The sequence below is a fragment of the Chryseosolibacter histidinae genome, from assembly GCF_018598225.1.
GTDB classification, from domain to species: Bacteria; Bacteroidota; Bacteroidia; order Cytophagales; family Cyclobacteriaceae; genus Chryseosolibacter; species Chryseosolibacter histidini.
In genome coordinates this window covers 249,190-264,051 of the sequence record NZ_JAHESF010000007.1, presented here as the reverse complement: position 1 = coordinate 264,051, position 14,862 = coordinate 249,190, and the positions used below count along the sequence as shown (strand labels likewise).

General features: G+C 39.8%; 13 protein-coding genes. 6 read left to right on the top strand and 7 right to left on the bottom strand.

The genetic code is table 11. The features are described from left to right. Nucleotides 1-372: 372 nt before the first annotated feature. From KK083_RS09755 to KK083_RS09740, 4 genes are all read right to left on the bottom strand, one after another. Complete coding sequence (locus tag KK083_RS09755; RefSeq protein WP_254162933.1) at nt 373-5,214, bottom strand: RecQ family ATP-dependent DNA helicase; 4,842 nt, start codon at nt 5,212-5,214, stop codon at nt 373-375. Nucleotides 5,215-5,448: 234 nt separating this feature from the next. Next, entirely contained in the window at nt 5,449-5,733 is a 285-nt protein-coding gene (locus KK083_RS09750; protein WP_254162932.1) for a helix-turn-helix domain-containing protein, read from the bottom strand. Between the two features lie 320 nt (nt 5,734-6,053). Beyond that, nucleotides 6,054-6,380 (bottom strand): helix-turn-helix domain-containing protein, encoded by a 327-nt coding sequence (locus KK083_RS09745; protein ID WP_254162931.1) that lies wholly within the window; start codon nt 6,378-6,380, stop codon nt 6,054-6,056. Nucleotides 6,381-7,708: 1,328 nt separating this feature from the next. After that, nucleotides 7,709-8,248 (bottom strand): helix-turn-helix domain-containing protein, encoded by a 540-nt coding sequence (locus KK083_RS09740; RefSeq protein WP_254162930.1) that lies wholly within the window; start codon nt 8,246-8,248, stop codon nt 7,709-7,711. 578 nt (nt 8,249-8,826) lie between these two features. Here KK083_RS09740 and KK083_RS09735 point away from each other — a divergent pair. The 6 genes from KK083_RS09735 to dcd all read left to right on the top strand — a co-directional run bounded on the left by KK083_RS09735 (nt 8,827) and on the right by dcd (nt 12,815). Beyond that, nucleotides 8,827-9,081: a helix-turn-helix domain-containing protein gene (locus KK083_RS09735; protein ID WP_254162928.1), complete on the top strand. Its 255-nt coding sequence runs from the start codon at nt 8,827-8,829 to the stop codon at nt 9,079-9,081. A gap of 72 nt (nt 9,082-9,153) precedes the next feature. After that, nucleotides 9,154-9,555 carry an RNA polymerase sigma factor gene (locus KK083_RS09730; protein WP_254162926.1) on the top strand — a complete coding sequence of 134 codons (402 nt, stop codon included), beginning with the start codon at nt 9,154-9,156 and terminating at the stop codon, nt 9,553-9,555. A 74-nt stretch (nt 9,556-9,629) separates the two neighbouring features. Next, nucleotides 9,630-9,803, top strand: coding sequence for a hypothetical protein (locus KK083_RS09725; protein WP_254162924.1), 174 nt, complete (start codon nt 9,630-9,632; stop codon nt 9,801-9,803). Between the two features lie 998 nt (nt 9,804-10,801). Then, nucleotides 10,802-11,113: a hypothetical protein gene (locus KK083_RS09720; protein ID WP_254162923.1), complete on the top strand. Its 312-nt coding sequence runs from the start codon at nt 10,802-10,804 to the stop codon at nt 11,111-11,113. 18 nt (nt 11,114-11,131) lie between these two features. After that, nucleotides 11,132-12,232 carry a hypothetical protein gene (locus tag KK083_RS09715; protein WP_254162921.1) on the top strand — a complete coding sequence of 367 codons (1,101 nt, stop codon included), beginning with the start codon at nt 11,132-11,134 and terminating at the stop codon, nt 12,230-12,232. Then, nucleotides 12,207-12,815, top strand: a complete 609-nt coding sequence (gene dcd / locus KK083_RS09710; RefSeq protein WP_254162919.1) for a dCTP deaminase — start codon at nt 12,207-12,209, stop codon at nt 12,813-12,815. Before KK083_RS09715 ends, dcd begins: the two co-directional genes overlap by 26 nt. Here dcd and KK083_RS32760 read toward each other — a convergent pair. The 3 genes from KK083_RS32760 to KK083_RS09700 form a co-directional block, all read right to left on the bottom strand. Next, a complete protein-coding gene (locus tag KK083_RS32760) occupies nt 12,790-13,008 on the bottom strand; it encodes a ubiquitination-like system serine protease family protein (RefSeq protein WP_498366311.1) in 219 nt (72 codons plus the stop codon). The two genes, dcd and KK083_RS32760, sit on opposite strands and share 26 nt — an antisense overlap. A gap of 67 nt (nt 13,009-13,075) precedes the next feature. Beyond that, the gene (locus KK083_RS09705) at nt 13,076-14,473 is read right to left on the bottom strand and encodes a ThiF family adenylyltransferase (RefSeq protein WP_254162917.1); all 1,398 of its coding nucleotides are present in this window, start codon (nt 14,471-14,473) and stop codon (nt 13,076-13,078) included. Continuing rightward, nucleotides 14,470-14,862, bottom strand: coding sequence for an E2/UBC family protein (locus KK083_RS09700; RefSeq protein ID WP_262899479.1), 393 nt, complete (start codon nt 14,860-14,862; stop codon nt 14,470-14,472). The genes KK083_RS09705 and KK083_RS09700 overlap by 4 nt, the downstream gene beginning before the upstream one ends.

Genomic DNA, 14,862 nt, shown 5'->3' with positions numbered 1-14,862 from the left:
TTGCTTTACAGAAACAATCCCTTCACACAGAGGGGTCAGCTTGCTGGATTAGGGGGTCAATCATGCTGGAATAGTAAACTTTATATTCAATGTGTCATATTTCCCACCGAGTCGCAGAAGACAATGGTCGTAATTGCACACTTCTCCCTCGAAACCTTGTCAATATTTCAAACTCAATTTCGGGAAAGATGGTCCGTTCTATTTGTCCAATAGCCGGACGGAATCAACCATCGCTTTGAATTGGTTTACTTACCTTAATAGACTGATTGAAGAATCCGTTTCTTTTTGCCGTTGCAACGTTAATAAATAATGGGAGGCCAGTTGCTCCAACGTGTCCTTCGACCTGGAAATTGCAGTTCTAAACTCAGAAAGTTAGTTATAATCCGATGACACCTGTGCTTTACTTTCCGGAGTATCACGCGCAAAACTGCTTTTGTTAAATAGCATGGAGGGTAAGACAATCTTATATTCGATCCCTGGGTCATCTTCCTTATCATGCCAATAGAGAATGTAATTCACTTTCACGTTCTCAACTTTATAACCCTCGCTTAAAAAATCATCAATTTTCTTGATAAATGAATCAGAGAAAAGAAGAACCGCTTTACCTTTTGTGTTTACTATTCTTTTTTCAGTCTCAAGATACTTAAGATTGCTGCCCGCAGCTAACAATCCAATATTGTACTGTACACCCTCAAGCTTAAAATAATAAAGTTTTACATCCCTATGTGTCAGATTGATGAGTAGTTCTGATGGGGCAGAGTACTCAGTAGCATCATTGTAGACTCCGGTAGCAGAATCGCTTATAAATGAGAAAGGATTATTATTAGTATGAATTATGAGATTCTTCTTTGCGCGGGTTATAGCAACATATAATAGCCGTCTAGCAGCATCGTCCTTCATAACATAATTTTTAAGCACAACGAAAACATTATCAAATTCCTTTCCTTTCGCTTTATGCATTGTGCTCACAATGATGTTATTCCTTTCAGGAACCACAAGATCCTCTATCCTTATTTCTCGCAAGAAGGTTACAAGCTCGAAACGTACCTTCCGCTTATAGCTTTTTTCAAATGCTTGCAGAGCAAGCAATGCAAGATTTAAATTTGGCGAGGCTGCGAAATCGGTTGAAAGCTTTTTTTTAGATTTTGCCCAAATGCCAGAAGGTATGAAACCCGCTTCATTTTCAATATGTGAGAAAACATGTTTACAAAAAGCTCTTAATTCAAGCAAATTGTACAATGAGAAATTTTCTTCATCGGCTTGAATAAGCCGGGCTCTAATGCCTCTTACGCGAAAAAGAGAAGTTATTTGTCCAGCTTCTTCATTTGTACTCGTAAGGACTGCAGTTGTGCCCTTAAAATTTCGTCTGACTATGTCATTGACTGTTGGTATGAGAATATTTTGATTAATGTAATTTGTCATGAAAATACTGCCGATCGACTCCTTGTCGAACGGTTCTATTTCTGACTGCTTTAACCTTGATTGAATAGTTTTGACAAACTGATTTGAAAATGATACCAGATTTTTTCGACTTCGATAGTTTGTTAAAAGCTCAAAAACACTTGAATCGAACTTTTTACTAAACTGCTGGATATATTTGGCTGATGCGCCTCGGAAGTCATATATGGTTTGGTCGTCGTCTCCAACGGCTAACACACGGATTTCGTCCTTGTTTTTTTCTATGATCTGTGTGATTAGCTCAAATTCATCTTCATTTATATCCTGAAATTCGTCCAGCACTAAGACTCCCTTGGCAATTTTATCTTCAATAATCTCTCCTTCTTTAATTTTCTTGGCGGTTTCTTTAATTATTTCTTTTGACTTGTCCAAGTCACCAACGCGTCCAGTAAGATCAAAGCAGTAAGAATGGTAGGTGTGAATATCGATGCGATAAACAGTTTCATCAATAAAGAACTTTAGTCTTTCTCTGAACTCCAGTGATGCCGATCGGGAAAAAGTCAACATCAAAAATTGCGAAGGTTTTACATCTTCCATAAGTAATAAAGAAGCCACCTTATGTACCAAGACTTTTGTTTTTCCGCTTCCTGGACCTGCCGCAATGAGAATATTTTTAGTTTTTTCTTTAATTATTTCAAACTGCTTTGTGCTGAGAGTGCTGAATAATTCTTCAAATTTTTTATGTGAAAGAGAACGGCTTATTTCCTCTTTTCTATTGGGAAAATACTTTGCAATAAAAGTGTTATAGTTAAGCACGAAATAATCGTCCACAAAATTTAGTGCCTCATTGTAGTTAATGAGCAATTTTTTGGCATACTCGCCCACAATGTGAATTTGTTGTACCTTATTACTATAATACGTTTCAAGTTTTTCGTAGTCGTCCTTGGTAAAATGCCTATTATTTGTCTCGACATCATCAATATTGAGGGCTTTATAACTTACTAAAAAACCATCTTCAAGTTTTATTGCTGCAATAGCGTTAAGAAAGAGCAGAGCCGATTCATAATCCTCAAGGTTATATCCCTTTGAAAATAACCCAGCACCTTCAATAGCTTTTTTTAAACTAACGAGTGAAAATTCGATGAGCGAATCCTTGTCCTGGTCTTTGCCTGCTTTTTGCAAAAAGTGTGCGATAATATCATTGGCAAGTGCGTGTCTGCTTCGAGCCCATTCCACAGTGGCAGTCTTGTCGAGATTAAATGAAAGGTAATAGACTTTACCACCTTCTTTCTTTTTCTTTTTTACAACATTTTTTATTTCCCAATATCTTATGATGTCTTTTATCCTGTCTACGCTGCTTTCTTGGACACCGTCTTCAATTAGCCGCTCATTTAATTCTTTTAGATAGATTGCTTGTGGTTTCGCATCCGTGATGTCAATTAAACCATTTTCGATCTGAACATAGCTCTTTAAGATGGCCTTGGCATTATTTTTAGACTGCGCCGAATTGACAAAACAACTTAAATCCATGGCGTCACCAAGGATTCCCTCGTCTCGCAGAACGTTTATTATCCTTTGAGTTTCATGAATGTTGATTCCAAGTATTTCTGAGAGATAATCTGTCCTTGTTTCCTGTCGGTCAATGGAATGCTTATCAGCTATAAGACGCTTAATAAGACGAATTGCATTTTGCTTACTGATCTCGTCCAGCTTCACTGACTCATTTATTCTTAAAATAGCTTGCTCGGCGTTTCGTACAGCGATGCTTGAAGCAAAAACTCGAGGAGAATTCTGTCTTCTCTTTAAGTATCCAGCATCCTCTAGAGCAGCAATCGCAGCTGTAACTCTTGTTTCAAGTTCTCTCATTTCAACGTCCCACCCAGCTTTTTTTGCAATTTCCAGAGCCGACTTCGATAACCTGTTTTTCTTTGCGGCCAGTAATTTGATGGCTGACCAAACCTGTCTGATTTCTTTTATGCTAAGTTTCGTATTGTTTAGTAGCGCAAAATGCTTGTTAAGGTCATTTTCATCAAAAAGTATGTAGCAGTCTGCACTAAGATCTTTTTTCCTACCTGCCCTCCCAGCTTCTTGCGCATAATTCTCCAGCGAATCTGATATATCATAGTGGATGACCATGCCTACATTATCTTTGTCTACGCCCATTCCGAAAGCTGACGTAGCTACGATTATGTCTACCCTTCCCTCCATGAACTCATTCTGATTTTTGATCTTAACATCGGAATCCAGTTTCCCGTGAAAAGCGAGTGCAGAAAAATTTTGAGCTTTTAAATATTCGGCAAGCCTGACCGCTGTTTTAGTGCGTGATACATAAATGATTTTGGGGCCATCTTTTTGAAGTAGGAGATTTATCAATGTTGCCAGCTTTTTTTCTTCAGTAGCTGTATCGTAGATTCCATAAGTTAGATTCGTTCGTTTCGCATCAGTAGAAAATGTTTCAAGGGAAATGCTAAGCTTTTCCTGAAAATAACTTTTGATATCCTCTATTACTTGGGGTTTGGCGGTTGCCGTAAAACACGAAATTGGAATATTTTTGGGCAGATTTTTTAGTTTTTGCAGTTCCTTTATGAATTCCGCGATATACAGATAGTCTACACGGAAATCTTGTCCCCAACTGGAAAAGCAATGCGCTTCATCAATGACAAATCGCGCAATGAGTCTTTTTTGAAGCAAGGTCAATATACTGTTTGAACGCAGGGATTCAGGTGATATGTAAAGTATGTGTGCACCACCCTCTGCAATCCTTTCCATAGCTTCTCTCCTTTCTAATGGTGAAAGAAGCCCATTAATGGTTACTGCCTTAACGATTTGATGTCGTTTATTTAAGACGTCAATTTGGTCTTTCATTAAGGACTGAAGCGGTGAAATAACTACTGTTAAGGCACGGCAGGCGTCTCCAGTCATTAAAGCGGGGAGCTGGAACGTTAAAGATTTCCCTCCTCCCGTAGGGAAAATTGCGAGAATAGATTTGTTGTTGAGAGCGGCTTTAACTACCTGTTCCTGTAAAGGAATCTTTTCGTGTTCACTGAATTTTCTGAAGTCGTCAAAACCAAAGAATTCTTTTAATGCATTCGCTGGATTCAAAAATCCGTTGCAATAGTTACAACCCTGATCCTGGCAGCGCTTCATTCTTAGTTGGTAGACTACCTGATTTAGGGTTGGATATTGGTGTATTAGCCAGGCGGGAGAAATCGAATTTGTATCAGAAGTAGAAATAATTGCAAGAGCGTAGCTTAATATCACCGGCTCGTTTTCAATCAGGTCATTAAAGGGTGCATTACTACATATAAGTGGGTTGAAATTTTTCTTAATCAAGGCTAAAAGACTTTCTTCACTGCCACTTGTATTAGCTACTTTGAAAAAATTCTCAAACGCTGGCTGTTTGTAAAGTAAGCTCGTATAAAGTTTCTTGAGATCGCCTGCTAACTTGGAAAATGCTTCCAACTCATCATAGAGCAAATCTCTAGCCGCCTTAGAGTCAGCAACTGGATTATTTAGTTCGTCACATTGTAATTTGTAGTCCTTTACCAGTCTATGGTACGGTTTTTCTGGAAACAGAAGTGGCGACAGGTGTAGGGTATCAATGAACGGCTTCTTTGCAAGAGGAGAATCTTTGAGAAACTGAAGATCATGTTGCATGATATTGTGTCCGCAAATAAAGTCAGCGGAAGAAGCAAATGACTCAAACTTGTGGAGGTCAGATCCCGAAAATTCCTTCCCATCCAGTACAGCGCCAATTTTTTCAATGCGCCTGGTTTTTTCGTTTACTTCAAGATCAAAGAATAGTATGGAGGGCATTTACAGACGTATAGTCTTAATGTTATGGGTTACTTATAAATATTTGAATTTGGCCGCCAAGCATAATCCAATTAAAGCAGCTCAATTGCTCAGAACGATTCTTCCGCAAAGCGACGGAATGAAAAGTTCCGTCACGGATTCCAAGTGGGCTATGATCGTATTGGATCGGGTGGGACAAGGAATCCATATTAAAAATATCAAAATCCTTACAAAATGCAATAAAATCGCTGTCTCTTAACCGACAGGCATCCCAAACAGTCTTACAATATCCGATGCTCTAAAAGTAAAAGAGTGCTTATATTTACCTATTGGCGCCAGTTTCTGGCTCCTTATCAATTTACTCAAAGTAGTCCTACTCCGTCCCCACCGCCTGCATACTTCCGCAGTAGTTACAGGTGGATCTTCAGGCGGTACGTTCTGTGATAAGACGGCCAGTTCTTCAAGAAGCTCGTCTTTAAAATCTTCTAGCTCCTCTCGGAAGATTTTTCTGATCTCATCTGCACTCAGCTCAGTTCCCATATCATTTAATTTCCTTTACCGCTACGCGGGTCTTTTCGAGCAGTGAAACTTCGGTTCCATTCACCGGATGATACGATGGACTATAACGAATGTGTCCATGGCTTACCAGTTTATGAATTATCTTGTGGTAAGTTGATTGAGAATGAATCCTGGCCAACTTCATTACCTTGCTTCGTGAAATGCTGAACGGATTTTTGCATCCGTTATTGATCCACGCCTGGCATAAGGCGGCGTAAAGACTTATGTGGCTGGATCTGAGAGTAACGTCAGACATTGCACTTCCCAGAAACCTGCTTAATTGATCGAGGCTGTCCATAGGCTTAGGCGTTTTCCGAACTACCTGCTAACAGTTTGGCAATGTCTTCATAGCGATAGAAGGTGATGCCACCGATCTTAGTGAAAGGAAGCTGGTCGTTAGTTCGCATGTTTTGCAACGTACCAGGCGATATACCAAGCATCTTTCTGACTTCTGATGATTTTAACCATTCTTTTCTTCCGGGTGCTGTTGTGCCTCTTAGTAAACTTTTGATGTCGTTAATTTCATTGAGGAGATCTTTTTTCAGCAGCTCCAGATCTTCAATAGTAGCGAGTTGTTCACGGTAGATCTTTGACCCTCCGCGCGAATTCTTTTCATTTACCGTATTCATGTTCAAATAAGTTTTATGACTATGGACCAAATATGCTAAGAGTGGTGAAATCACTTTTATGATTTTTTTCGAATTTTTATGAATAGGAGCAAGTCTTTAGAAGTTTTTAGGTTTATTCTCCGGATGTCTGCTTCTGTCTACTCAACGTAAAACCGAACGAAAGTTATTCCACAGATTTTCGAAAAGCGCGGTACGTCATTGTACCGCGGTACAAACGGAGGTGCAAAAAATGCTATTATTCACTCCAAATGGCTAAAAGAGTCCGGTAAGGCGGTACAAAAAATTAGGAAGCCCTTAGCGGAATAGTATTGTTGACGACGACTTTAAGGACTTATGAGGAAATTTCTATGAGGAACCTTTGTTGATTGTGCCGCCTTAAAGTTCTATGGTCAAAGCGAAGCAGCTCTTGAATTTCAGGTTCTACAGGAGCTCTTGGATTTCAGGTCCTATAGGAGCTCTTGAATTTCACGTCCTATTAGGGGCTCTTGGATTTGAGGTCCTATTAGGAGTCGTTGGATTTGAGGGTTGTCCTATAGGTGCCCTTGAATTTGAGGTCCTATAGGAGCCGTGGAATTTGAATCGCTTTAAAAGTATGTCTTGTCCAGAAAATTTCAAATGAAAAACAAAGGCCCCTTAAGGACCAAAAATTGAAAAGCCCCTATAGGAGCCTTTGTTTTTCAAAATCCATTTTTGTCGTCGATTTCATTTCCAAAAACACATTTTGATTTTAATCATCAAATGATTTTGCAATGACCGCATTTGACAATGGAAGCGCTTCTGCATCCTATGCTATACCTCGGGAATTTAGTTAAGCGCAGATAAGAGGTGTAAAAGAAGTGAATACAAAGTGTATAGGAGCCAAATAAGAACCAAATAAGAGGCAAAAAAGAAGCGTATAAGTACTATATAAAAAGTGTGCTTTCCTGTCCTTCCTGACAAACTATAAGACACAACTTGTACCGCAATGTGCCCATGAACGGATTTTGAGGTTGACTAGAAAGAACTCTCACTGTGTAAAGTTTTCCAGTATTCGAGTAGCCATTACTCATAATCAAGGATAATAAAATTCAATAATATCCCGCAAGGGCAAACCATAAGCCGACCAGCGCTTTAAATCTAAAAAGCTCATCTCAAGGTGCTGCAGTTACTTGAAAAGGTTCTAGCGTGTAGCAACATAAAAAGAAGCGCCATCGAGTTGGGAAAATAACCTTCTTGCTTTTTGGATAAGTTACGCTTGCACTTTTGTGTTCGTGTTAAATACTGTTAAGAATTGATGAGAATTGTTGATTTTTCGTACGCAGAAGTGTCCGTGCGCAGGCCTGTCTTTTTTATGTGAGTTGGGCTTTTCTATACTGAAACTTCGATTTTTTTTCGGTTTCTAATTTCTCCACCAATCCCTTTTTTACAAAACCCTCCATCGCTTGTGAGATATGCGAAGTAGTAAACTCTGCATTGACCTTTTCTTTAAAATATTCCGCGATCTCCTTTGCTAACCTTGGTGAGCTAAAGAATTTAGAAGGGAGCAACTTTGTCTCGATGAGATGGACAAGACTCTTTTTAAGAAAAACTGCCGGATCAATATCACGGCTCTTCAAAAACTTGGCGATGTTCTTTTTAAGGAGTTCAGAATCTGGTATAGGTGATTTATACTGAAACAGCTCATAGTCTTCAAGGCCAAACAATTCGGCGAGGCGGGATACATGGTTGATTCCAGTATTTAAAACACCCGCTTCAATACGTGCAATATGTGACTGACTTATACCCGTGACGTAGTGAATCTGCTCCTGAGATAAGTTGGCAGCTTCCCTGATAGCCCTTAGGCGTTGTCCAAAGAGGATTAAACTGTCAGTTTCTTTGTTGATTGCCACGCGGCAAAGTGCGGCGTCAAATAATCATTTAACATTCTTTATATTGTATGGAATGTGATTATTGCTATATTTGTAATGTCGTGTCCAAGGGATGCGATTTTATTGTTGTTTTTGAACTAATTTTGCGAATTCTTTAGAATTGAAGCATTCGCACTTTGCGTCTCGTTATCGAAAACTGGTAATTTTCTAACGTCACGAGGCAATAAGTGAGGTGCTCACGTCAATACGATATTGGCGTGGGCCCACTTATTCGTGACAGGGTATACCAGTACCTCGATAACGGTAAGTTGGGTTCCACGCCATCTTTTTTCCCCGCCTTACCAGCAGTGACGCTCATATTTCGTGTACTCCCAAACAAGTACAAATGAGCTGCAAAAAACACATCACTTTATTTTGTAATAGCCCTCCGGCTTAACAACGGTATAACTGAAGCCCATCCAGTTTCATGCCCGGCACCTTACTCTCTAAGGTTGCCGGTGCATGATAAACTTCACTTACGAATTATTAACGAAGCAAATTCTGCATCGCGAAATCCTATTGTCTTTTTTGACCAATCAATTACACTAAAACAATGACTTATGAACAATTCAATTGCCATCGATGAAGGTTGTGAAAAATTCCTGCAAACCGTAGGCTCAGGCTTGCGAAATATACGCGAGGCCAAGCAACAGGACCTACACACCGTTGCTGAGGCTATGGAGATTCCGGATGAACAACTTAACCTGGTTGAACAAGGAAAATTCAACTGGGAAGTCGAGCTGATAGCACGCCTCTGCAACTATTATGAAGTAACAGTAGAGGAAATGTTGGCATCGAGTGATAACGCAGGCTGAGGTTTGCTGTCCTAGCCATCTCGGCCAATATCTGCTGAGACTATAATCTGTAATCTGTCAAAGTCAAAATTTATGCATAGACCTCTCTTTTTCTCTGGCCTTAGCCAATGGCTAAGCCAGGCCTTTGCGAAACCTGAAACCGCCACGCCTTCTGAAAAAGTAGCATCGATCAGCCGTGACAACGAGATAAACTCTGGGCTGGTTCATGCCTTTTCGCAAGGGAGTGAGCCTGCCTTCAGAGGCATCTACGATCATTATGCTCCTGCCATCTATCGGGTGTCGTTGCGATATTTTCAGTCCGGGCAGCTTGCTGAAGATTTGGTTAGTGAGGTTTTCACAGCTTTATGGTATAGGCGGGCAACGTTTTTTGAACCGGATGAGGTAAAGCTTTTCTTGTTCACGAAAGCGAAGAGCATTGCACTGAAATATTTGGCAAGAATGACAGAATCGCGACATCATGAAGTCGGACCATAGTAGAGATGATGCAACGTGATTTGCAACAGATTCGGAAACGAATGAGGATTTAATACTGAAAAAAATGAATACCCATGGAAGAGAGAGTAGTATATAACGAAGAACTGAAAAATCAACTGCACCTGATCAAACGTACTACAACGGAGTTGGTAAAAGAGGTGCCGGAAAAATCGGTCGCGCAATTCCTTGCCGAGATAAGATTTGTTACAGGCCAGCTGGAAGAATTGAAGCAGCTCGTTAATGGCTAAGATTTGCCCCGGCTCGTCAGTAGGGGAAGCGGAGAAAAGCAGGAGTTTGCGACAGAAATCATACTTAACTTGAAGGCGGTCGCAAAATCTCCACTTCTAATGACCTCGCATACATCCAGCAAGCTAGTCCGGGCCGGGACGAAGTGGAAGGTGGGTGGCGGGAGGGCTAAATAATAGACTGTTTTATTGATGAATAATTTAAAGCACCTTAAGATTTTTCTGAAAAGGATTACGTCTAATTCTAAATTAAAACGTAGTCATATCAGCCTCTGCATAGCGTTGTGCCAGGCTTGGGTCGACAATGAATTTGAAAGTCCATTTAGGATTTCTCGAAGCGAACTTATGCTTGCTGCAAAAATTAGGTCGAATTCTACATATCATAAGATTATTTATGACCTGGAGAAAATGGGGTATATAAAGTATTTTCCCACGCATAATCCTTTTGAGGGGAGTACGGTATCAATGATTACAGATTGAGAATATCACTTTTATTATAAATCGAAATACATCTCCTTTGCGAAGGAGTCGTACAATTCAAAAGGCTTACCGACCGCTTTTTTGTGCTCTCGCTTGCATTTTTCCAGAATCATGTGGTTCTACCCTCTACTGTAGTTTTTTTGTTCCGGTAGAATCGAAGCACCAATCCCTGAACTTTCAAAATTCCCAGCCTCTCGTTATTGATCTTGTAACTGTCAACGGCGTAGTGGAACAAGGCCGACAAAGTGTGCTGGCTTTGTGATTCCATTCCGGAATCACAGACATAAAAACAATTACCACTAACGCTTTTCAATACTCGTTGGTATAATCACTAAATATTCATTAAATTAATGGCGGAGCCCATCCTTTGGGGCACCTATAAAGGTGTCCTAATGGATGGGCTTTGGTTTTTCGAAAAAATTTATCACTTGCATCAAATAGAATATTTATTGGTTCTTACTTTTAGGGAAGACAAATTACAACCCTTGTCATTTTCAACTAATAGCCAATAAACACAGTGTATGAAAAAGCTAATGGATTCATCAGGACCAATTTACTCGGATATAGATTTTGCATGGCTGATGACAAAACTCTATTTGGACGAGCGGCAGGATAAATACAAGGATCAAATAACAAAAGTAATCATGGCTGCTTACAACCTTGCGAACAACAAGATCGAGCCAAAGGATATCGAGAGGGATATTTATGCCGTAGTAAGTGCATTGAGGAATAACTTTGATTATTTCAAGGACATTAATCCAAATAATATTACCGATCAAGTTATTGAAACGCTTCGATCTATTCTTAGCACACTGAGGCATAGTCAGCGTTGACTAGCATCTTAAACTTCAATGAAAACCCCCAACTTAGAAATCACTCCACAGAATTTGGAATTGAGATTTTCTCAACTCCTAAGGGTCACGGACAAACTAAAATCGAGCAAGTATTCAGATTCCAAGAAGAAGGAAAAGCTCCATCAAACCTTAATGGTCGCTATTACGAAAATAGACGATTGCAACTTCTGTGGCTTATCAAAAACCGAATTGTGGCACCATCACGTCCTCATCGAGCGTATTTTCTTGTGGTTAGAATATCTAGTTGATAGCACAATAAACCAGACACCATATGAAATTATGAATTGTCTGGAACTAGTATTAGCTGACTGGATTGATGATCTAGACAATTATGTGTTACTAACGTCCTTGTCTAACAAACGAAATGATTTTGCTTTTCATTATGACCAAGACCCGAGTCTTTTGATCGAAATACGAAAACTTCTTAAACAATACTACGACATTGATTTAGAGCTTGATGTAATACGAATTATACTTCCAAAATTCTTGTCTCATGATTATTTGACCGCCGTGCATCTTTATCACGAGCTTGCACATTTTATTGACTGGAAATACAGTGTCACAGACCAAGTGCTTTTTAAACGCGGCCTGTTGTTTCGAAAAGATGCCGACGAAAATAAGATTAAGTACCAGGAACACTTCGCAGACATTTTTGCAGCGCAGTACGTCGATAGGGCCTCATGCGTGCATTTATCTTATTTAACCTATAGAAAACCTAATGGTAAGCACCCTCCAACGAGGATACGAATCGAGTTGGTAGAGAATTTTCTCGACGAAAAGGAATCTATGATTGTTTCCGATATTAAGAAAGCGACACTCTCTTGTACACGACGACCACTAAAAAAAAGATTTAAAACTGCCGGTATCTCTGATTTCAATAACCTGATACCGATCGAGGTTAGAGCACCTGAAGAATTGCATGGCCTCTTTATTGAAGCATGGGACATTTGGCAGAACCCAAAATCGGCATTACGGAAAAACTTCAAAAGATCTGATTTATACCGAATCCTCAATAATTTGGTTGAAAAATCCATAAGCAACTATTTTTTAACTCAAGCATGGGAAAAAAAGTATGTATCTGACGAAATCCGCAATTGAAAAATTGCTTGATAACAAGCAGTTGATAATTCGCCCTTTGCTTGATAAGCAGACACAGTTGGGAGAGGTTTCACTTGATCTCAGACTGGGCCAAGACTTTTTAGTCTCGTACCTTGGAAGAGATGTTAGTATCGATGCAACAGGGGAAACAAGAAATAGGCCGCTTCATATTTTTTTTGATGAAACTAGAAGAATAGTTGGGGAGGCGTTTGTATTCCATCCTAATCAGGTTGTTTTATGTTCGACCTTGGAATACATTAGATTGCCTGATAATGTTTTTATGTCTCTTACAACCAGAAGCTCATATAGCAGATTGGGCTTTTCACTTTCAACGGTTGTTCAACCGGGCTACTGCGGATGTATCTCGATTGAACTTACAAACACTGGAAACGTACCAGTAAAGGTATTGGTCGGTGCAAGACTATTACAGGCGCGTTTTTTCAAAATGGAATCATCGACAAAATACTTAAATACAGATAGAAAGTATCTGTGTCAGGTGAGGCCGCAGGTATCCAAAGCGCCCGAAGATACTGAGTTCAAAATCCTTAAGAGTTTAGTTAATACCACTCCAAATCTCCCATAACAATTGAAAAATGACTTTTACATCGATGTTTTCGATATACAGAAGGAAAAATTGTAATACCCTTTTTGTTTAAATTGATTTGCCAACAATCATCACCGTCCGGTAATAAATTCAGTTGCACTAGATCTCCACATCCACATGGACAAATGAAGGCTGCGAGCCATTTAGATTTTGTGTCACCAACTATATACACCGTCTTACTGAGTGCTTGACTTGGTAGGTCATGGACAGATTTCACGTTGTATTTACGTAATATCGTATTATTCTTCGCCAATAAAGCTGAATTCTGGCATGTTTAAGAAGGGAATCATATCGCCTCTGCCAACATATTTTTCTAAATATTGATCAATTGTGTCATCGCTTTCATGAAAAAAATAACCATCACTTAAGCTGAAACGAGTTATTTCAAATTGATCATCTCCTTCATTTCTGTACTGATGTATTCGTGCCAAGAATTCGTTAACTGCAATGCTTGCAGCTAGCATATTCACGCTAACCACTGCGGGGCTGGGTACATCGGAATTTGCTATGTAGCCATACGTTCTCAAATCGTAATACTCCTTCGGATTTGTGCGAAACAATCCGGCAGACCTTAACCCTTCTATTGTGTAAACACCTCGAGTCAGTAATGATCCTTTTCCAGGAGTTAAGTAATGAACAGTGCCTAAAATCTGGTCTATCCCCCCTTTTCCATCAGCGGTCAATCTGACTCCGACGTCGAAATATGGTATTAAATAAAATGTAGCCAATTGATTGAGAAGGTGTCGCCCATCAATAGTATCTAAGCACCCAAAAATAACATCACACAGGGCAAGCTTTTTTAGTAACTCAATCTCATCAAATAAATTTTTAGCATAGGATTCGACTGTTGTACCAACATCGATATTTTCAATGGCTTTCTTCAGAGCATCAACTTTGAACACACCGTTTAAAGCATCCTTACGTGAAGAATTTAGTATCCGATTTAGGTTTTTTTCCTCAATGATGTCTGGATCTATCAAAAGCAACTTTCCAATACCTAGCCTTACAAGCTGTTCTATCACTGGGCTCCCCGTCCCAGAGCATCCAACAACTGCAACGGTGAGATTTTTAAGGATGTTAACGGTACCTTGGCCGAAAGCTTGCAGTGTTCTTAAGGAGAACTCAGTACTTGATAAGTGAGACACATTTTCAAAGAAGAATTTCAGTTGATTTCCACATACGGAGATTTTTTTAAACGGGATAAACTTTTTCTCGCTCGTAATCGCTCTGCCAAAAATTTCGCCTGTCGGAAGCATAACAGCGCTGCCGTGTACTCTGTCACTCCCAGACCATCCGTAAACGGATTCAAAGAATTCCTGATCAGAGACGTCATCCGTTTCCGAAAATTGAGGAAAACCTCCTGGATGACTATGTATTTTCAACATTGCCATGTCCTTGTGCATTACCATTTCAAAAAATGGCACAAGCCGTTGAGTAGACCAATTCAAGTAGCCTTCATTCCTAGTGCATTCGTCATAAGGTATTTTGATTATTTTGTGGATCACTATCTTAGTTGCGCTCCTTGTCACGCATCTTCCACAGATTGCGACTGCTATGGCCTCAAATCCATCGCCTGGGAACAAATGCTTATACAAATCCTCATGCACCGATTGAGAAAGTGCTAGTGAAATGGTCATCTTTTAAGTTCTTTTTCAAACCAAATAGTTATTGCTGCTAAATGAGTGGATAGATCATCCACCCCTGGTCTCCATGGATTTTCACCCGTCCGATGCCGCGACCATCTTTGAAATATTTTACCATCCAGGGAGTGAGGAGCCAATGCTCGTATGGGAAAGTTGTCTACCCTTGTCAAATGTGGATAAATGTATGCCATATCTAGTTGTGCCACCGGGTAACCTGGCGGTATCATTACACCAATCGTCGCTTTCGTTTGATTATAACCTGGTGGGATGGGAAATTGATGAATTAAAATCCACTGACCATTGTCAGCAATTGTCTCCCAAGGCAAATGAAGAGACTTCATGAAGTGTTCATCGCTCTCCGTAAGAAAAAACGCCCGTCGCAT

What these genes read in the sequence shown, in the direction of transcription:
- KK083_RS09755 (WP_254162933.1), bottom strand. Translation starts at nt 5,214, where the DNA reads ATGCCCTCCATACTATTCTTTGATCTTGAAGTAAACGAAAAAACCAGG.
- KK083_RS09750 (WP_254162932.1), bottom strand. Translation starts at nt 5,733, where the DNA reads ATGGGAACTGAGCTGAGTGCAGATGAGATCAGAAAAATCTTCCGAGAG.
- KK083_RS09745 (WP_254162931.1), bottom strand. Translation starts at nt 6,380, where the DNA reads ATGAATACGGTAAATGAAAAGAATTCGCGCGGAGGGTCAAAGATCTAC.
- KK083_RS09735 (WP_254162928.1), top strand. Translation starts at nt 8,827, where the DNA reads ATGAACAATTCAATTGCCATCGATGAAGGTTGTGAAAAATTCCTGCAA.
- KK083_RS09730 (WP_254162926.1), top strand. Translation starts at nt 9,154, where the DNA reads ATGCATAGACCTCTCTTTTTCTCTGGCCTTAGCCAATGGCTAAGCCAG.
- KK083_RS09725 (WP_254162924.1), top strand. Translation starts at nt 9,630, where the DNA reads ATGGAAGAGAGAGTAGTATATAACGAAGAACTGAAAAATCAACTGCAC.
- KK083_RS09720 (WP_254162923.1), top strand. Translation starts at nt 10,802, where the DNA reads ATGAAAAAGCTAATGGATTCATCAGGACCAATTTACTCGGATATAGAT.
- KK083_RS09715 (WP_254162921.1), top strand. Translation starts at nt 11,132, where the DNA reads ATGAAAACCCCCAACTTAGAAATCACTCCACAGAATTTGGAATTGAGA.
- dcd (WP_254162919.1), top strand. Translation starts at nt 12,207, where the DNA reads ATGTATCTGACGAAATCCGCAATTGAAAAATTGCTTGATAACAAGCAG.
- KK083_RS09705 (WP_254162917.1), bottom strand. Translation starts at nt 14,473, where the DNA reads ATGACCATTTCACTAGCACTTTCTCAATCGGTGCATGAGGATTTGTAT.
- KK083_RS09700 (WP_262899479.1), bottom strand. Translation starts at nt 14,862, where the DNA reads ATGCGACGGGCGTTTTTTCTTACGGAGAGCGATGAACACTTCATGAAG.